The sequence below is a fragment of the Bacteroides salyersiae WAL 10018 = DSM 18765 = JCM 12988 genome (assembly GCF_000381365.1).
Classification (GTDB): Bacteria; Bacteroidota; Bacteroidia; order Bacteroidales; family Bacteroidaceae; genus Bacteroides; species Bacteroides salyersiae.
On the sequence record NZ_KB905467.1, the window covers coordinates 419,919 to 437,910 of the forward strand.

A 17,992-nucleotide genomic window follows, 5' to 3' on the forward strand; every position below is an offset into this window, starting at 1 on the left:
CCGTGAATAGCGGTCGTGTATTCTAGAACACCACGTAAAAAACAGGAGTATGAAAGAAAAAGTATCAGTTCCCTTCATGTTGCTTGGCATATTATTTAATGTATGTCTGATCGCAGCCAATCTTCTTGAAACAAAAGTGATTCAGGTGGGTAGTATTACCGTTACTGCCGGTTTGCTTGTATTTCCTATTTCGTATATTATCAACGACTGCATTGCCGAAGTCTGGGGATTCAAGAAAGCGCGTCTTATTATCTGGAGTGGTTTTGCCATGAACTTTTTTGTGGTAGCATTGGGGTTGATTGCGGTTGCTATTCCGGCAGCACCTTTTTGGGAGGGTGAAGAACATTTTGATTTTGTTTTTGGAATGGCTCCCCGTATTGTGATAGCCAGCCTGACGGCCTTTTTAGTGGGGTCATTCCTCAATGCCTATGTGATGAGTAAAATGAAAGTGGCGAGTGGCGGTAAGAATTTCTCGGTACGTGCCATTTTGTCTACGATAGTGGGAGAGACGGCTGATTCACTCATTTTCTTTCCGGTCGCTTTCGGAGGTGTCATTGCTTGGCCGGAACTTTTGATAATGATGGGTATCCAGATTATACTGAAATCGATGTACGAAGTCATTATCCTGCCGGTTACCATCCGGGTGGTGAATGCTATCAAGAAAATAGACGGCAGCGATGTCTATGATGAGAATATCTCCTATAATATACTAAAAATTAAAGAAATTTGATCAATGATGAATAAAGATACCGCTCTGGTTATTTTCAGTGGAGGACAGGATTCTACGACCTGTCTGTTTTGGGCAAAACGTGAGTTTAAAAAAGTGTGTGCATTGAGTTTTCTTTACGGTCAGAAACATCAGAAGGAAGTGGAACTGGCGCGTGAGATAGCCCGTAATGCCGGTGTGGAGTTTGAAGTGATGGACGTTTCCTTTATCGGAAAGTTAGGGCATAATTCCTTGACGGATACCACCATGGTGATGGATCAGGAGAAGCCGGCCGATAGTTTTCCGAATACATTCGTGCCGGGGCGCAATCTGTTTTTTCTTAGCATTGCTGCCGTATATGCCCGTGAGAGAGGTATTAATCACATTGTGACCGGTGTGTCACAGACTGATTTCAGCGGGTATCCGGATTGTAGGGATGCTTTTATCAAGTCTCTTAACGTGACGCTGAATTTGGCAATGGACGAACAGTTCGTTCTTCACACTCCCCTTATGTGGATCGATAAGGCACAGACTTGGGCGCTTGCCGATGAATTGGGGGTACTGGAGATTATCCGTAATGATACGCTGACTTGCTACAATGGTATACAGGGAGATGGATGCGGGCATTGTCCGGCATGTAAGTTGCGGCGTCAGGGGTTGGATGAGTATTTGTTAAGTAAAAAATAAATTTTTGAGATATGGCTAAGTTAGAAGACCAGCTTTCCCTTTTAGGGAGGAAGACCGAATATAAACAAGACTATGCTCCCGAAGTTTTGGAAGCATTTGATAATAAGCATCCTGAAAATGATTATTGGGTACGTTTCAATTGCCCTGAGTTTACCAGCCTTTGTCCGATTACTGGACAGCCTGATTTTGCGGAAATACGTATCAGCTATTTACCGGATGTAAAGATGGTGGAGAGTAAAAGTTTGAAGCTTTATCTTTTCAGTTTTCGAAATCATGGCGCTTTCCATGAGGATTGTGTCAACATTATAATGAAAGATCTCATTCGGTTGATGGATCCTAAGTATATTGAAGTGACGGGAATCTTTACTCCACGTGGCGGTATTTCTATTTATCCGTATGCCAACTATGGCCGTTCCGGAACGAAATATGAAGAGATGGCGATGCATCGGTTGATGAATCATGAGTAAAACTCTTTTGGATGATACAAGATGTGCCGGCAAAGTAGGGTAAACACTACATGCCGGCACATTTTTTATACTTATATACTTATGGACTTATTCTTATTTTACGATAAGCTTAACAGTCTCTATTCCGTTTTCTGTATTAATAACCACCAGATAAGTACCTGCACTCAAAGTGCTGATATCCAAGTTTTGTTCTGCCGTACCATTGCCGATTGCGGTAAGAACCGTCTGGCCTACTAAGCTGTGGATACTGATTTTTTCAATATTCTTTCCAACAGTTTTAATGGTAATCGCTTCGCTGGCAGGATTGGGGTAAAGTTGCAGGGTTGTTTCTATTGCTGTACCGTTCTGTAATCCTGTAGAAGCATTTTTGCTAAAGTTAGGACGTACATAAGGATAACCATATCCGGGTAACTCGTTGAGGAAACCGTTTTTACCAACTGCAATTAGACCGTTTGCAGTTTGGTCGCATACAAGTCCCATGTTGTTGCTTCCTTCCTGCTTAACTTCGAACATATATTTTCCGGGAACTACATTGAGTTCAGGAAGTTCATATGTGATTTTCTCTCCACCTTCTCCTCTAACTACAGATTTACTAACCAAAGGTTGTCCCATAGAAGAGTCGCTGGTATCTATTTTGTATACGTTCAGTGTCAGCTTATCATTTGCCTGAGCAGGTTTAGGCATGAATCCGAGAGTGATTGAAGTCAATACATCTTCTTTCAGGATAGTGAATGCCGTACCGAATGCCGTACCGGCAGTTTTACCACCTACACCAAATTCAAAGTCTGACGGATTGTCCCATGCATAGGTTGAATCGGATACCATGGTTGCGATACCCAAAGCGTTGTCTTCCGGATAGTCATCTTTGGAGATACTTGCTAAGGCCATGAAGGAGAATGCTTCGTCTTCATTACTTACGGCATTTACCAAGTTTACATCCATTGTCTCTTCTTTCACTTCACCTACGGCCAAAGTTGGGATAGTAGTTGTTGCCAATACCTCGTTGTTACCTTTAATTTCCAGTTTTATGTCGTTTTCAACTTGCTTACCGTTGTTTACAATAGATACTGTAAACTGGTGTGCTGTGTTGATGTGATATTGCGGAACAATTCTCGGAAGTTGTATTTTCGGAGTTATCGACTCTACTTTTACGTCATGGTCGGCAATTTTGCTTACCGCGATATCATGAATTTCGAGATATGCCAATTCGGTAGAAGTGAAGCAGATGACATAGTTACCTTCTTCTGCTACAGTAAATTGCACTTCTTTCTTGGTGACGGTGTTTTGAGTGTTTTCTTTGAATTCTTTGATTTTTGTCCATGTTGCCATGTCGCTACCGCTTTTTCCGAATGCTATGTAGAAGTAATCATATTTGAGCCCGCCGATCAACAACTCGTCTCCGGCATTATAGCTGAAAATGATTCTGTATTCACCCGGTTCCATGTAGATACATCTGGATGACAGGGTAGAGGTCGTATTAGCCTTGTAACAACCGGACTGACTGTTCCATTCCCAACCATTGGCGGTAACAGGATTCCAGTTAAGTACATCAATGGCTTTTTTAAAGCTGGATTCGAAAGGAACTTTTGTTGGTGATAAATTAACAACACGTCCTTTGACGGTATCATTGCTTGTCACTGTCTGGTTGTCACAATTTGCCACTACTTTTACATTATATGCCTGATCTATGCCGGAGAAATCGGCCGGGGTAGTGAAAGTAACGTCCAATGAACCTCCTACGGCAATCTTATCAGTAAAGTCTTGTGTTATTTTATTGGCATCGTCTATTTCGTAGTAGAGACTAAAGCCATTGATAGCACCGGTACCGATGTTTTTTACCGTAACTCCGATGGGAGCAGTTCCTAAATTACAATCCGAAGCCGGAAGTACCAGATTTTCTAATGTAATATCCGGAGTTCCTTGGAATCCTCCTTCGTCTATAGCAATATTGTCAAGCCAAAATCCTGCCCGATTTTTCTCTGAAATAACATGGAATGAGAAATAATAATCTCCGGCTTCTTCAACGTTGAAATCATTAATGCTGACTTCCCATTCATTGATGCTGACATCTGTTAGAGTTGTCAGTACTTTCATGGTAGAGAAATCTTTTGATTTACCATAAAGAACTTTCATACTTTCTTTATTTCTGGTGGTAGACGTGCGGTAATAGAAAGAGAGACAGTGAGTTCCTGTTTTTAGTGTGACGGGTTCACGAGTCGTCAGATAATCATCTGCTGCATTGTTTCTTTCGTATAGATACTTTGCCAAACCTGTACCGCCATCTGCATCCGGAGAAGAGGTCTCATCGATATATTCCCATGTCTTACTGTCATTATTGGCATCTGTAACAGTCCAATTAACTGAGAAATTGTTTTTGGTCGCGAAATCCTCGTAAAAGAGGTGACCATCAGATCTTGTCTGTGCTCCAACCAGAATTGCTGATTGCATAGCTGCTAAAAGTAATAGTCTTTTCATAAATTCACATTTTTTAGTTCACGATTGCTTTATCTATTGTTTGATAAATTTTAGGGGAATGGAATTTCCGCTGTCATCGGTATAACTTCCTACAAGCCCAAGCCAACCTTCGACGGCAGGAACTTCAAGTCCCAAAGCGTGTCCCATTTCGAATGTTACTACTTTGTTTTTGAAGATTCCCGTTATCGGGTCGGTGGTTTTTACCCATCTGCCGTTGGATACGGCTTTGTGAGTTAATTCGACATTGTCTCCATTGTATGTACCGATTACCTGGCTTGCAGCAATGGTCAGTTTGTATTCTCCCTGGTTTTCGGTTGCTTCTACTTCTACGAGTGCAGCACCTCCTTGTCCGAAGTCAAGGTATAGTTGTTCGAAAGAGTCGTCTACGGAGGTGAGTGTGCAGGCATAGTTAGTTACTCCATTAGGCGTTTGGAGTTGGCTTTTGCCCTCCATCATATATTTACCTTCCAAAGGGCTGTTTTCCAGAATATTTACTTTACATATTGCGTTACTTCCTGCTGTCGCTCCTTCTACGTGGGCGATAGCTATCGAGAAGGAACGGTTCTGTTCGATCTCGTCATTGGCTATGGAAAGAAGCGTTTCGATATTTACACTTTCTACTCCGGCAGGGATTACTAAATTGTAATCGGTAATGAGAATGTCTTTGTCATTTTCAAAACCACTGTTGTTGTCCTTCATTTCTATACGGACTTTTATAAGTCCGTTATTTTCTCCTTTTACCACTATGGGGAGATTCAGGGAAGAGGTCAGTTCTTTGATTTCAATTTCTGCAGATTGAAACTCAACGGTGGCCGTTCCGGTATTGAGGTTGTCATCGTCATTGCAAGCTATCATAATAAGTGGCAAAAGCAATATTGCAAATCGTTTCAGATAGTTCATAATCGTATTTCTCTTTTTGAATAAAATTAATAACCCGGGTTTTGTTGATACTTAATCTGCGGATTGGCATCTGTTTCCGCTTTAGGAATAGCCCATAACCAGCGTGTATTATCTGCTTTTATATTCAGGTCCATACCGAGCTCATAAGATAATTGTACTGATTGGGGATTTTGACGTTTGAATCCCTCTCCATAGCGTTTCAGATCGGTTAGGCGGAATCCTTCTCCATACAGTTCGCGTTCACGTTCGGCACGAATCAGATGTCTGAGACTTAAACCGGAAACCGGATTGAATGATATGGAAGCGTCGCGAGCATACATTAATTCATATAAAACATCATATGCAGCCAGTTCGTCTTCTCCTTCACCTCTCATATAGTAAGCTTCGGCGGCGATGAGGTATTGTTCGGCAATGCGGAAAATTTTGGGCTTGTTTACATAATTGTTAACTCCTTCGTACATTTCCGGATTACCCGGATATTTGGTGAATACCGCCAACCTATGCTTCTCGTTGGTTGAAAATGAGATATCTTCCATTTTGAAGTAACAATTGACACGTATGTCGTTTTCCCGGAATGAATTGATAATGTCGCGTGAAGGAAGGAAAACGGGCTTATGGTTTGTTTCGTCTAAGAAATAATTTCCCATGGCAGGTGCTAACTCTTGCTTGGAACTGAATAATTGGCAAATTACTTCTGTACTGACATCATTACGCCACATTTCTTGCATCTGGGCTGCATTGTTGATAAGCGGATACCGGCCGTCTTTTATAAGTCCTTCCGCGCAGTCGATAGCCGTGTCATAATCTTTTGTCAGCAAGGCGATTCTTGCTTCAAATGCGGTAAGCGCATCGGTCGATAGGTACTCGAAAGAATGTTGCCCGGTGGCTATCATATTCTCTTTGGCCTGTTTGATGTCATCTTTTATGAAACTGTAGGTTGCAGCCAAAGTTGCCCGGGACGGGTATTTTGTATTATCGGCAGAAGGTGAATATTCGTCCACAATGGGCACTCCATAAAAGTTTTCTGCTGTGGCAGGGTCATATGTCGCACAGAATTTATCAACCAGGATAGAGTAAGCTATGGCGCGGATCAGATGAGCTTCTCCCAAGTAGTTTTTGACGGTAGGCAGTTCGCTGTCCGAAAACTTGCCTTCTGTCTGTAGTCTTTTGATGCCTTCGATCAGTAAATTGCATTGGGCTATGGTTACATAGCTATTGCTCCATATGGTGCTGAAAGTACTTTCCGAAGCATTTGCTTCCCAACGATACAGTGCACCGAGTTGATTTCCGAAATAGGAAAGAGGGAGAAATCCGTCGGCTTGTATTTCGGCTGCTAATACATTTGTGGAAACTGCAATAATGCGTAAGTCTCTGTACATTCCCGTCCGTAATTTCTGACAGTCGGCGAATGATTCTATAGCACTCTCTAAAGGTATCTTGTCATATGGATACTTGTCCATATTGCAGGATGCCAGTATAATTGTGAAAAGGAGGGTGAATATGATTGATTTTGATGTTTTCATATAGCTGTCTCTGTTTTTCTTTAGAATTTAACTTCAAGTCCCAATGTATACTGTCTTGAATTAGGATAATCTCCCAATGCAAGGTTTGAGTCTATCTCCGGATCGATTCCTGAGAATTGTGTGAATGTGAGGAGATTACGTCCGGTGGTAAATATTCTGACTCCCTCTACGATTTTTGTTTTCTTCAATATACTTTTGGGGAGTTCATAAGAGATTGTCACATTTTTCAAACGTACAAAGGCGGCATTTTCCAGGAAATAGTTGGTGCGTAGCAGATTCTCACTGGCTACTCCGTAGCGAGGAACATCGGTAATATCACCCGGCTTTTGCCACATGGTCAGCATTCTTTTGTTCATATTGACCATGTTCGAATTGGTGGGATTTTCAGTAAAGAAGCGGTCATTGTTGATCAGGTATCTTTCTCCGATCCATGAGAAGTCAATCATTGCAGACAAGCCTTTCCAACTGACTGAGGTACCGAAACCGCCACTGCAGGGAGCAAACATCTTCTTTCCGGTGAACTGCATGTTGTCCATGGTGAATGTTTTGGTTTTGTTGCCGTTCAAGTCATAATACATCAAAGCGCCGTCACGTGGATCGACTCCGGCACACAGCACGGAAAAGTATTCATTGGGATCGTGTCCTACTTGATATTTCAACCCGTATTGTGGAAATGCCAACTCGTCTAAACCATTGAACAATGATTGGATTTTTGTTTTGTTATAATTGAAATTCGCATATACATTCCATCTGAGGTTGTTAGTGTTCAGAACTTCAAGATTCATATTAAGATCTACACCGGTATTCAGTAGCGTTCCTACATTGCCCATACCTGTGGAATGTCCGGTAGTCATAGAGAAAGGAACGTTCATGAGCATATCTACCGTCTTTTTCTGATAGTACTCGACACTGAAGTCAAGACGATCGAATACCTTTGTCGAAACGCCGGCAGAGAAGTTCTTCAAAGTTTCCCAAGTCAGATCTGAATTGCCTACTGTACCGATTACCCAACCACTCTGATTATTATAGTTGTATGAACCGCCGCCGGCCACCATACCCAAAGAGGCATAATTACCGATTTCAGAATTACCGGTGGTACCGTAGCTGATTTTCAGACGTAAGTCGTTCAGCCATTCTACATCGTTGAGAAATGCTTCATTCTTGATGTTGTACATGGCACCGATAGAATAGAAAGAAGCCCACCGGTGGTCTTCGCTAAAACGTGAAGAACCGTCCCGACGATATGAAGCGTCCAGATAGTATTTCTCGTCATAGTTATATTCTCCTCGGAAGAAGAAAGAATTGAATACATACTCGGAACGTGCTCCGTTCACTTTGGCTGTTGCCGAAGAAACTGCGGATAATTGAGTTAAGCGACTATCCTCGATTCCTTTACCGGATGCTGAAAAACCGTCTGAGTTGTGCATGATGGATTCTTGACCGGCCAGTAACGTCATAAAGTGTTTTCCTTTGAAAGTGTGTTTATATTCGGCCGTATTGGTGAAAGTCCAGTTACTTCCCCTCTGGAATTGTTCGGCCACGTCTCCGTTAAACTCATTATCTTCCCAAGGGTAATTTACACCTCTATATTTATATATATAGCCTTCAAAAGCTTGTGCTCCTTTTAAAGTAAGTCCTTTAAACGGGGTGATTTCAATAAAGGTATTCAAGTTGCCCATGATGCGCTCATTCTTTATGGATGAGTTTTGGAAAATCTTCATCGGGTTGGTGTATCCTGTTCCGGGCAATAGCAGTAAATCCTCACCACGTGACCACGTACCGTCTTCGTTTTCTATAATCTCGTATGGGAAGTCGATAGGTCTGCCTGTACGGGCCAGTATCAACGGAGAGTTTACCCAAGCACCTTCATTATTATCTCTGACTCCCAGAGTCGTGGCATAATCCTGATAAGAGATAGCTGAATTAACTCCGAATTTCAACCAGTTGTTTAGTTTGGTATTTAGATTGACTCTGAAATTTTCGCGGGTTACTCCCGATTGATAAGAGGTTCCTTCCTGGTCGAAATGCCCTGCACTGATGTAATAGTTTGTAGAGCCGGAAGCACCACTGATATTGGCATCTACGGAATAAGTAGGGGTATTGTCTCTCAATACATAATCGGCCCAATCCATACTTAAGCCATATTTCTCTATTCTGGCTTTATCAGCCATGAATTGAGGATTGGTGGCTAATGAAGGATCACACATCAATTTGAATTGAATGAACTCTTGTGCGTTCATCATATCTTTTTTGAAGTCGGGTAATTGTGAAATACCATATTGCCCGCGAATGGTAATGTTGGCTTTTTCACTGGTCTTTCCTTTTTTAGTTGTAATGTAAACAACTCCATTTGCTGCACGTGCACCGTAAATGGAGGTGGAAGATGCATCTTTCAGTACGGTTACATTTTCTATATCATTAGGGTTTAGTGATGTAAATACATCACTCGATACAGGTGCGCCATCTAATATATATAAAGGTGAAGTTCCTGCATTTAAAGAGGTATATCCACGGACACGCATGGAAGAAGATGCCGTAGGCTCACCGGAGGAGGTAAACACTTGCATACCGGCTACTTGTCCTTGAAGTGCATCGGCAAAATTCATTGTCGGCTTGGCTTCTAACGCTTTATTGCTGACCGTAGAAACAGAACCGACTACGGAGCCGAGCTTTTTGCCTGTGCCGTAACCCACAATCACAACTTCATCGACTAATTGTGAGTCCGACTTCATGATAACTTTCATGTTGGGTTTGATTTCTCCTTCATAAGTAGCCATGCCAATAAATGAAATCCGTATTTTTTTTGCGGAAACGGGGATGTCTGATAAGACAAAATTTCCATTGGCATCGGTGATAGTACCGATACTGGTACCCACAAGTAAAACAGAGGCACCAACAACAGGTAAATCGTCCTCTTCTGAAATGACCACACCTGTTACTTTGGATGTCTGTGCCGTTACTACATTTATGCTCGTTAGCAAGCATGCTATTAGCAACATAAATTTTCTAATCATAAGTTTTCTTAAGGTTTAATTTTGTATTGTACACGATTGAATGCATGCAAATATATAAATAAATATGAGATTATCAATTTAAATACGAGACAAATGTGATAATAATATCAAATTGTTACTAATATTGGTTCTCTTTGTGACTTATAATCATTAGATGCTGTCTTTTTTTTATATTAATAGCTGTTTTATGACGATGTAATGAATATTTTATAGCAGTTGATGGGGTATCTTATTTTCTCTTAAATTTCAATTTTAATGAGTGATATAACAGGGTATTTTTCTATTGAATCTACATTCTGTTTTTTATTTATTTATATTTACATGTCACCTTTTCATTGAATTCTCTTGGTTTTATATAGGTGTTGTGTCTTCTGAATTAATGTATCATTTCTCGTAGAGAAACATGTCATTGCTCGTAGAGGAGTGAGGGGTTTCTCTACGAGTTTCGACTTATTTCTCGTAGAGGAAAAATAGTAAATTGTAACTGATTGGTAATTAGGGGTTTATTGGCTTAATTCCCTGTTGTGTATTTTTGATAAGGAAAATGCTTTTTCCCTTTCCGTCTTTTTTTTTTCGTTGCTCTGAAATTGTTACAGATTTGTGTGGACTTCGGAGATGCTTATGGTTGTTTTTAGGAATAGTTAGGTCGGGGGAAGGTGATGAATTAGTTGTACTATGGTATACATGGTAATAATTATCAGTTATTCGTCGAAATTGTATATTTATACATTTTCTCGTAGACTAAGAAAATGAGGCTAAATGTACTGTATTTATTTATTTGTTAAATAACAATGAGTCAGAATGATGGAATATAAAAAGTTATTCATGATGGTAGGGACCGCCATTTAAAATCGTCATTGCTCTATATATTTGTTCTACAAAAATGAGCCGTATCATTTGATGGGAGAAAGTCATCTTCGACATCGAAATTTTTTCGTGTGCTACATCATATACTTTTTGTGAGAACCCATAAGGACCTCCGATGACGAACACCAACCGCTTATTGACCGTGTTCATTTTGCGTTTCATCCACTCCGCAAATTCCAGAGAACGCATTTCCTTTCCATGTTCATCGAGTAATACGATGACATCTCCCGGTTGGAAGGCTTTGCAAATGAGTTCCCCTTCCTTTTCCTTTTGTAGTTCCATCGAAATGTTTTTGGTGTTTTTAAGTTCGGGGATTACTTCCATATCAAAAGTAATGAAGCGTTTCGTGCGCTGAATATAATCGTTGATGGCGGTGATATAATGTTGTTCTACGGTTCGTCCTACGACGAGCAAAGTCGTTTTCATGTTGATACAGTTCTGATTATCGCACAAAAATAGCTGTTTTTTATTGTTTTCTGCAATAAATGCTTACCTTTGCGTATCATTAGGTATCAGATTTTGCTGAAAACTGATGTCTGAAAAGCTTGTGGTTATGAAAAAACGGGTACTTTTATGGATTGCCGGATTGATGTTTTCCGTATCTACGCTTTTGGCACAGGATGTGCCGGTGGGTGTAGTTCTGGCATTTAAGAAAGGAAGCTCTCAAGAGCTGAATAAATTCTTGGGTGATAAGGTTGATCTCATCATTCAGAACCGCTCTACCAACACTGACAAGCAGGCTGCTGAAAGTACAATGAATACTTTTTTTGCCGACAATAAAGTTAGTGGCTTCAATGTAAACCATCAGGGGAAGCGTGACGAATCGAGTTTTGTTATAGGTACCTTGACTACTGCTAATGGAAACTTTCGGGTGAATTGTTTCTTCAAAAGAGTTCAGAACAAATATTTAATTCATCAAATAAGAATTGACAAAACCAATGAATAAAGAAAAAGAATTGATAGACAAGTTGATCGATCTTGCCTTTGCAGAAGATATAGGTGACGGCGATCATACTACTCTCTCATGTATCCCCGCCACTGCAATGGGGAAATCCAAATTGTTGATTAAAGAAGCCGGTGTATTGGCCGGAGTTGAAGTAGCGAAAGAAATTTTCAATCGCTTTGACCCTACAATGAAAGTAGAAGTTTTTATCAATGACGGTACGGAAGTGAAACCGGGTGATATAGTGATGGTGGTAGAAGGCAAAGTGCAATCGTTGTTGCAGACGGAACGTTTGATGCTGAATGTGATGCAACGTATGAGCGGTATCGCTACAATGACCCGTAAGTATGCTCAGAAACTGGTGGGTACTCATACTCATGTGCTCGACACCCGTAAGACTACGCCGGGAATGCGCATTCTGGAAAAGATGGCAGTCAAGATCGGCGGTGGTGTGAATCACCGTATCGGACTTTTTGATATGATCCTTCTGAAAGATAATCATGTGGATTTTGCCGGTGGCATTGATAAGGCCATTACTCGTGCCAAGGAATATTGCAAGGAAAAAGGCAAAGATCTGAAAATAGAAATTGAGGTCCGTAATTTTGATGAATTGCAGCAAGTACTCGATTTGGGCGGGGTAGATCGCATTATGTTCGATAACTTCACACCGGAGATGACAAAGAAGGCGGTTGATATGGTAGCTGGAAAATATGAAACCGAATCTTCCGGTGGTATCACTTTCGACACGCTGCGTGATTATGCAGAATGTGGAGTCGATTTTATTTCCGTAGGAGCTTTGACGCATTCAGTGAAAGGTCTGGATATGAGTTTTAAAGCCTGCTGATAGGGCTTGCTATATTATTAACTGAACTTCCATAGGCTTGCAAACAATCTTGTCTGCCTGATGGAAGTTTTTTTATGGGTAGTCTGTTTTTAACTTCTTTTAGATATTCTTTTTGCAGCATTCTTTCGAATGTTGCGTCTAACTAACAAACGACGCAGAGAGGCGTCTGTAAAAAAGCACTGACATTGGAAAACGAGATAGAACTGATAAAGGGCTGCCGGGCAGGAAAGGATTCCGCCCGAAAGGAACTTTATACCCTCTATTCCAACAAGATGCTGGCGGTTTGTTATCGCTATACAGGCGATGTGGATGCGGCTTATGATGTATTGCATGATGGTTTTATTAAAATTTTTACTCATTTTTCGTTTCGTGGAGAGTCGTCGTTAGGCACATGGATAACAAGGGTGATGGTGACTCAGGCACTTGACTATCTCCGACGGCAAAAGCGTATCACTCAAGTGATAGTGCATGAGGAACAGATTCCGGATATACCGGATATAACAGAAAATGGGAGCGATATATCTGAAGAACAACTGATGGCTTTCGTTGCTGATTTGCCAGATGGTTGTCGAACCGTATTCAACCTTTATGTGTTTGAAGAGAAGTCGCATAAGGAAATAGCCGAAATTCTTCATATCAAAGAACATTCGTCTACTTCACAACTTCACAGAGCCAAATATTTGTTAGCAAAAAGAATTAAAGAATATAGAAACCATGAAGAGAGAAAATGATGAAATAACCGACTTGTTCCGTTCTCGTCTCGGTCATGCTGAAATGACGGTGAGGGAGGGCTTCTGGGAAGAACTGAACGAGGATGTGGCTGCTTGCTGCCAGCAACGGCGCCGGGTATTGTTCTTCCGGGTGGTTGCCGCCGCTTCCGTATTGCTCGTATTGGCAGCATCATCAGCGGCTTTTTGGTTTTTCTCACCCAAAGAGGAGATGGAGGAAGCATTTACACAGCTTGCTGTGTCGGGAGTGGGAACGTTGGATGGCGATAGGGCGAATCAATCATTTTCACCCTCCCGGACCGAACCTGTATTACACAAACCCACACCGGGTAAAATGGCTGTATTGTCCCATGCTGATGAAGAGGATGACGATTCGGTATCTGTGACATTATCCGTGTCATTCAGTTTTTCGGCTACGGCTACCAATAACGGCTATGTAAGAGATAGAAATGCGGGGGATAATATCTGGAAGACAAGTTCGGGAAACGATGATATAGCTCCGGTTGCGGTAGAAAAAGAACCGGATATGGCTTCTGTTGTATCTAAAGTGGAAAAGAAACGTACTTGGGCTGTAAAAACCACTGTCGGTACGGCGCTTCCGGCAGAAAAACGGAAATATAAGATGCCTGTTATGGCAGGAGTAACAATCGAAAAAAGATTGGGTGAATATTTGGGCATAGAGACCGGATTGGCGTATTCAAATCTCCGTGCCAATGGTCAGGGGCTTCACTATCTGGGTATTCCGGTTAAAATGAATGTGTATTTGGCCGATCTGAAGAAATTTGATTTATACGCTTCTATAGGGGCGGTTGCTGATAAGTGTATAGCCGGTGCACCCAGTAATAATTTCAAAAACGAACCGGTACAATTGGCTGTGACGGCCGGAGTGGGAGTAAGTTATAAAGTAAATGACCGGATTGCGCTTTTTGCAGAGCCGGGAGTATCACATCATTTTGATACGGATTCGAGAATTGAAACGATACGTACCAAACGCCCCACTAATTTTAACCTTTTATGCGGACTTCGCATGACTTATTAACCATATAATAATGTGTGTTATGAAAAAAACATGGATGATGCTGTTTGCTGTTTTGATGGCGCTTATGCTTACGGGATGTGGTAAAGAGACCTTGGACTATAATAATCCGGATGTCGACCTTTTTGTGAAACAACTGAAATCCGGAACTTACAATACTAAAAATGAAAAAGGAATTGTTGAAGTTCCTCATTTTACGGAAGAGGATATTCCCGAATTACTTGCTTATGCGGAGGATTTGAGTGTGATACCTGCATTTCCTTCCGTGTACAATAGTAACAGTGGCAAGATACGTTTGGGCGAGTGTATTTTGTGGACTGTAGAAAGTATTCGTCTTGGAATTCCGGCTTCTATGGGATGTCATATGGTCGAAGTGAATGCTGAGAACTATGAAGCTATTTACTTCTTGTCCGATGAAGAAATTCTGGATGCGGCTGCCCGTTATCGTCGTTGGTGGGAAACCAGAAAGTATCCCCGGACGGCTTGGACGATTGATCCCTGTTATGATGAACCGCTTTGCGGAAGTGGTTATCGCTGGTGGTAGTCTAAACAACTGAACATGGCTAAACGTTTTATTATATTGCTGCTGATTTTGTCAGTGGCCGGGGAGTTGTATACTTAATGGACAAGGATGACGGAACATACATTAATGATGCTTTGATCCTATAAATGATAAATGAAATTTGAGAATGACGAAGTGCTTTATATTGTTTTTATTGATCTGTTTGTCTGTTCCTGTGGTTTATTCTCAGGAATGGACGAAGAAGGATTCGTTAAATCTCAGTCGTGTATTAAAAGAGGAGGGCGAGATAAAACTAAATCCGGAGGCTGTGAAACAGATTGATTTCGGTTCGGATATAATGGGAACTCCGTTGATGTCGACGGAGAAGAACTGGATGCTGCCGGACGAATCTCTTCCTTCTGCCTTACCCAATACCTTACCGTTGGAAAAAAGACAGATGCTTTCTCTGCATCCCTATAAGGCGAATACTCCTTACGACTGGGATCCGGTTTATCAGAAAAAGATACAAGTAGGTAAGGATACTTGGAGAGGAGACCCTTTTTATCGGATCAAGACATTCAGAGGGTATACCAATACATCGAAGGCGCCGTTGAGGGTTATGGTGATAACGCAGCCTTCCCTGACCGAGATTGAAGCTATAAAGTTGCAGTATAAGCCGTTATTCGGACAGTCGAATGGCTCGATGGCAGGTGTGGCTATCGGCGGTTTTAATTTCATGTATGTTTTTACAAAGGATTTTTGGGATAAAAAGGGACGTGAACGCCGTGCCCGCACCTTAGAAGTGTTGAAAACCTACGGTGATTCGACTACCGTCCTTGTTCCGAAGCCTGTATTACAATTCATTACCCATTGAACTATCTAAAAGGTGAATTTGTTAAATTAGTAAAATGGAAGGCTTCTCCATACAAAGATGGGGAGAGGAAAATAAATTTAAATAGATTCGATTTATGAATAGAATTTCTACTCTTTTGGGTATTCGTTATCCTATTATTCAAGGAGGTATGGTATGGTGTAGTGGTTGGCGTCTGGCGTCGGCAGTAAGTAATTCCGGAGGGTTGGGACTTATTGGTGCCGGGTCTATGCATCCCGAAGTTCTGCGTCAACACATTCGAAAATGTCGGGCTGCTACCGATTTGCCTTTCGGAGTGAATATTCCATTGATGTATCCGCAGATAGAAGAAGTGATGAATATCGTGGTCGAAGAAGGAGTGAAAATCGTCTTTACTTCTGCCGGTAATCCGAAGACATGGACCGGATGGTTGAAAGAACGTGGAATTACGGTGGTGCATGTTGTCTCTTCTTCTAAATTTGCAGTGAAGAGCGAAGAGGCCGGTGTGGATGCGATTGTGGCTGAAGGATTCGAAGCCGGAGGGCACAACGGACGTGAAGAAACCACTACGTTCTGTCTTGTTCCGGCTGTTCGCCGGGCTACTACTCTGCCCTTGATAGCTGCCGGTGGTATTGCAACCGGTGAAGGAATTCTGGCAGCCATGGTATTGGGAGCGGAAGGTGTACAGATCGGGACTCGCTTTGCGCTTACCTATGAGAGTTCAGCCAGTGATGTATTCAAAGAATATTGCTTACGGCTGAATGAAGGTGACACTAAATTATTATTGAAAAAATTGGCTCCTACCCGTTTAGTGACCAATAGTTTTCGGGATGCGGTAGAAGCAGCAGAAGATCGTGGGGCGTCTGCCGAAGAGTTGCGGGAGCTTTTGGGAAGAGGACGAGCCAAAAAAGGAATTTTTGAGGGTGATCTTGAAGAAGGAGAATTGGAAATAGGACAAGTAGCTTCTTTATTTCGGCAGCAGCAGTCTGTGGCGGAGGTCATGAAAGAATTGCTTGAAGAGTATGAGAGGAGAAAACAAACGCTGACTACCAATTTGTTTTAGACAGAAGCCTCTCCCCAGCCCTCTCCGTGGGAGAGGGGGCTAAGTTAGTTTTGCAACTAATTAATAGACAAGGGTATCTGTACCCCCTCTCCCGCGGAGAGGGCTGGGGAGAGGCTTCTTGTCTTTCTTATTTTTTACTAATCCCAAATACGTCGGCTACAGCTTTGTATACCACTTTTCCTTCTACTATATTCAGCCCTTTTGCAAGTGCCGGATCGTCTTCGCAGGCTTTTTGCCAACCTTTATCGGCAAGAGCTGTCACATAAGGTAAAGTAGCGTTAGTCAGAGCGAGAGTCGATGTGTAAGGTACTGCTCCCGGGATGTTGGCGACAGCATAGTGTACGATTCCGTCTACAATATAAGTAGGATCACTATGGGTAGTCGGGTGCGATGTTTCGAAGCAACCTCCCTGGTCGATGGCTACATCTACCAATACAGTGCCCGGCTGCATCAGTTTCAGCATATCACGGGTGATCAGGTGAGGCGCTTTATCTCCCGGTATAAGGACAGATCCTATCACCAAGTCTACGGTCGGCAATTCCATTTTCAGGCGTAATTCCGAAGCGTAGAGAGTCTTTACATTGGGAGGCAGAGTTTCGCTTAAATAACGCAATCGTGCCAAATTTATGTCGGCGATAGTTACGTCCGCTCCCATGCCGGCAGCCATTTGTGCAGCATTACTTCCCACAATGCCACCGCCCAATATCAGCACTTTTGCCGGTTTTACTCCCGGTACGCCTCCTAATAATATCCCCTTCCCGCCTTGCGGGCGTTCCAAAAAACGAGCCCCTTCTTGGGTAGCCATTCTACCGGCGACTTCACTCATCGGTATTAACAAAGGTAATGAATGGTCGGCTTTTTCTACAGTTTCGTATGCCAGGCAGACCGATCCGTTTTCGATCATTGCCAGTGTCAGTTCTTTATCGGAAGCAAAATGAAAATAGGTGAATAATAATTGTCCTTTTCGGATAAGCTTGTACTCCGGGGCTATCGGCTCTTTCACTTTTACAATCATTTCGGCAATGGCATATACTTCTTCCATGGTAGGTAGAATCTGCGCTCCCACGGCTGTATAGGCTGCATCGGGAAAACCACTGTTGATGCCTGCGGTATGCTGTATGTAAACAGTATGCCCGCGTTTTACAATTTCGGCAACTCCGGATGGAGTCATACCCACACGGTTTTCGTTGTTTTTGATTTCCTTTGGTACTCCGATAATCATAACGTTACTGTATTAAGGGTTAAACATGTACGAATGTACGAAAAATGCTTGTGTACCAATGCATAATAGGAGATGTTTAACAGCATATTGTCAGAAATAGTATCCGCATTAGTTGGATGGAAAGGTAAAATTATCCCTTTCACTGAGGGATGATTTGTTACTCCT

16 protein-coding genes are annotated in these 17,992 nt (G+C 42.0%); 10 read left to right on the forward strand and 6 right to left on the reverse strand.

From position 1 onward, the window contains the following. The first annotated feature begins 49 nt into the window (after nt 1–49). The 3 genes from HMPREF1532_RS13060 to queF are packed head-to-tail and all read left to right on the forward strand — an operon-like array spanning nt 50 to nt 1,860. Nucleotides 50–730 carry a queuosine precursor transporter gene (locus tag HMPREF1532_RS13060; RefSeq protein WP_005930291.1) on the forward strand — a complete coding sequence of 227 codons (681 nt, stop codon included), beginning with the start codon at nt 50–52 and terminating at the stop codon, nt 728–730. A gap of 6 nt (nt 731–736) precedes the next feature. After that, a complete protein-coding gene (gene queC / locus HMPREF1532_RS13065) occupies nt 737–1,393 on the forward strand; it encodes a 7-cyano-7-deazaguanine synthase QueC (RefSeq protein ID WP_025819945.1) in 657 nt (218 codons plus the stop codon). Between the two features lie 11 nt (nt 1,394–1,404). Beyond that, the gene (gene queF / locus HMPREF1532_RS13070) at nt 1,405–1,860 is read left to right on the forward strand and encodes a preQ(1) synthase (RefSeq protein WP_005930298.1); all 456 of its coding nucleotides are present in this window, start codon (nt 1,405–1,407) and stop codon (nt 1,858–1,860) included. 93 nt (nt 1,861–1,953) lie between these two features. Here queF and HMPREF1532_RS13075 read toward each other — a convergent pair whose 3' ends face one another. The 5 genes from HMPREF1532_RS13075 to rlmH form a co-directional block, all read right to left on the reverse strand. Then, nucleotides 1,954–4,335 (reverse strand): T9SS-dependent choice-of-anchor J family protein, encoded by a 2,382-nt coding sequence (locus HMPREF1532_RS13075; RefSeq protein ID WP_005930301.1) that lies wholly within the window; start codon nt 4,333–4,335, stop codon nt 1,954–1,956. Nucleotides 4,336–4,368: 33 nt separating this feature from the next. Next, on the reverse strand, nt 4,369–5,235 hold the full coding sequence (locus tag HMPREF1532_RS13080) for a hypothetical protein (protein ID WP_005930304.1): 867 nt from the start codon (nt 5,233–5,235) through the stop codon (nt 4,369–4,371). Between the two features lie 26 nt (nt 5,236–5,261). Then, nucleotides 5,262–6,758 carry a RagB/SusD family nutrient uptake outer membrane protein gene (locus tag HMPREF1532_RS13085; protein ID WP_005930306.1) on the reverse strand — a complete coding sequence of 499 codons (1,497 nt, stop codon included), beginning with the start codon at nt 6,756–6,758 and terminating at the stop codon, nt 5,262–5,264. A gap of 20 nt (nt 6,759–6,778) precedes the next feature. Continuing rightward, nucleotides 6,779–9,772 (reverse strand): SusC/RagA family TonB-linked outer membrane protein, encoded by a 2,994-nt coding sequence (locus HMPREF1532_RS13090; protein WP_005930309.1) that lies wholly within the window; start codon nt 9,770–9,772, stop codon nt 6,779–6,781. A gap of 819 nt (nt 9,773–10,591) precedes the next feature. Continuing rightward, nucleotides 10,592–11,065, reverse strand: coding sequence for a 23S rRNA (pseudouridine(1915)-N(3))-methyltransferase RlmH (gene rlmH / locus HMPREF1532_RS13095; RefSeq protein WP_025819947.1), 474 nt, complete (start codon nt 11,063–11,065; stop codon nt 10,592–10,594). 127 nt (nt 11,066–11,192) lie between these two features. Here rlmH and HMPREF1532_RS13100 point away from each other — a divergent pair, with 127 nt between their 5' ends. From HMPREF1532_RS13100 to HMPREF1532_RS13130, 7 genes are all read left to right on the forward strand, one after another. Then, nucleotides 11,193–11,585 (forward strand): DUF4783 domain-containing protein, encoded by a 393-nt coding sequence (locus HMPREF1532_RS13100; protein ID WP_005930314.1) that lies wholly within the window; start codon nt 11,193–11,195, stop codon nt 11,583–11,585. After that, nucleotides 11,578–12,426: a carboxylating nicotinate-nucleotide diphosphorylase gene (nadC, locus tag HMPREF1532_RS13105; protein ID WP_005930317.1), complete on the forward strand. Its 849-nt coding sequence runs from the start codon at nt 11,578–11,580 to the stop codon at nt 12,424–12,426. The genes HMPREF1532_RS13100 and nadC overlap by 8 nt, the downstream gene beginning before the upstream one ends. Before the next feature lie 185 nt (nt 12,427–12,611). Continuing rightward, on the forward strand, nt 12,612–13,157 hold the full coding sequence (locus tag HMPREF1532_RS13110) for an RNA polymerase sigma factor (RefSeq protein ID WP_005930319.1): 546 nt from the start codon (nt 12,612–12,614) through the stop codon (nt 13,155–13,157). After that, the gene (locus HMPREF1532_RS13115) at nt 13,141–14,193 is read left to right on the forward strand and encodes a porin family protein (RefSeq protein WP_005930321.1); all 1,053 of its coding nucleotides are present in this window, start codon (nt 13,141–13,143) and stop codon (nt 14,191–14,193) included. The genes HMPREF1532_RS13110 and HMPREF1532_RS13115 overlap by 17 nt, the downstream gene beginning before the upstream one ends. 19 nt (nt 14,194–14,212) lie before the next feature. After that, nucleotides 14,213–14,734, forward strand: a complete 522-nt coding sequence (locus tag HMPREF1532_RS13120) for a DUF4943 family protein (RefSeq protein WP_005930323.1) — start codon at nt 14,213–14,215, stop codon at nt 14,732–14,734. A 145-nt stretch (nt 14,735–14,879) separates the two neighbouring features. Then, nucleotides 14,880–15,566 carry a DUF4858 domain-containing protein gene (locus HMPREF1532_RS13125; protein ID WP_005930325.1) on the forward strand — a complete coding sequence of 229 codons (687 nt, stop codon included), beginning with the start codon at nt 14,880–14,882 and terminating at the stop codon, nt 15,564–15,566. A 94-nt stretch (nt 15,567–15,660) separates the two neighbouring features. Beyond that, nucleotides 15,661–16,605: an NAD(P)H-dependent flavin oxidoreductase gene (locus tag HMPREF1532_RS13130; RefSeq protein ID WP_005930327.1), complete on the forward strand. Its 945-nt coding sequence runs from the start codon at nt 15,661–15,663 to the stop codon at nt 16,603–16,605. A 127-nt stretch (nt 16,606–16,732) separates the two neighbouring features. On the opposite strand, the gene ald is transcribed toward HMPREF1532_RS13130, so the two are convergent. After that, nucleotides 16,733–17,827, reverse strand: a complete 1,095-nt coding sequence (gene ald, locus HMPREF1532_RS13135) for an alanine dehydrogenase (RefSeq protein ID WP_005930329.1) — start codon at nt 17,825–17,827, stop codon at nt 16,733–16,735. Between the last annotated feature and the right edge of the window lie 165 nt (nt 17,828–17,992).

What these genes read in the sequence shown, in the direction of transcription:
- HMPREF1532_RS13090 (WP_005930309.1), bottom strand. Translation starts at nt 9,772, where the DNA reads ATGATTAGAAAATTTATGTTGCTAATAGCATGCTTGCTAACGAGCATA.
- HMPREF1532_RS13100 (WP_005930314.1), top strand. Translation starts at nt 11,193, where the DNA reads ATGAAAAAACGGGTACTTTTATGGATTGCCGGATTGATGTTTTCCGTA.
- HMPREF1532_RS13130 (WP_005930327.1), top strand. Translation starts at nt 15,661, where the DNA reads ATGAATAGAATTTCTACTCTTTTGGGTATTCGTTATCCTATTATTCAA.
- HMPREF1532_RS13125 (WP_005930325.1), top strand. Translation starts at nt 14,880, where the DNA reads ATGACGAAGTGCTTTATATTGTTTTTATTGATCTGTTTGTCTGTTCCT.
- HMPREF1532_RS13060 (WP_005930291.1), top strand. Translation starts at nt 50, where the DNA reads ATGAAAGAAAAAGTATCAGTTCCCTTCATGTTGCTTGGCATATTATTT.
- nadC (WP_005930317.1), top strand. Translation starts at nt 11,578, where the DNA reads ATGAATAAAGAAAAAGAATTGATAGACAAGTTGATCGATCTTGCCTTT.
- HMPREF1532_RS13075 (WP_005930301.1), bottom strand. Translation starts at nt 4,335, where the DNA reads ATGAAAAGACTATTACTTTTAGCAGCTATGCAATCAGCAATTCTGGTT.
- HMPREF1532_RS13115 (WP_005930321.1), top strand. Translation starts at nt 13,141, where the DNA reads ATGAAGAGAGAAAATGATGAAATAACCGACTTGTTCCGTTCTCGTCTC.
- queF (WP_005930298.1), top strand. Translation starts at nt 1,405, where the DNA reads ATGGCTAAGTTAGAAGACCAGCTTTCCCTTTTAGGGAGGAAGACCGAA.
- ald (WP_005930329.1), bottom strand. Translation starts at nt 17,827, where the DNA reads ATGATTATCGGAGTACCAAAGGAAATCAAAAACAACGAAAACCGTGTG.
- HMPREF1532_RS13080 (WP_005930304.1), bottom strand. Translation starts at nt 5,235, where the DNA reads ATGAACTATCTGAAACGATTTGCAATATTGCTTTTGCCACTTATTATG.
- HMPREF1532_RS13120 (WP_005930323.1), top strand. Translation starts at nt 14,213, where the DNA reads ATGAAAAAAACATGGATGATGCTGTTTGCTGTTTTGATGGCGCTTATG.
- queC (WP_025819945.1), top strand. Translation starts at nt 737, where the DNA reads ATGAATAAAGATACCGCTCTGGTTATTTTCAGTGGAGGACAGGATTCT.
- HMPREF1532_RS13085 (WP_005930306.1), bottom strand. Translation starts at nt 6,758, where the DNA reads ATGAAAACATCAAAATCAATCATATTCACCCTCCTTTTCACAATTATA.
- rlmH (WP_025819947.1), bottom strand. Translation starts at nt 11,065, where the DNA reads ATGAAAACGACTTTGCTCGTCGTAGGACGAACCGTAGAACAACATTAT.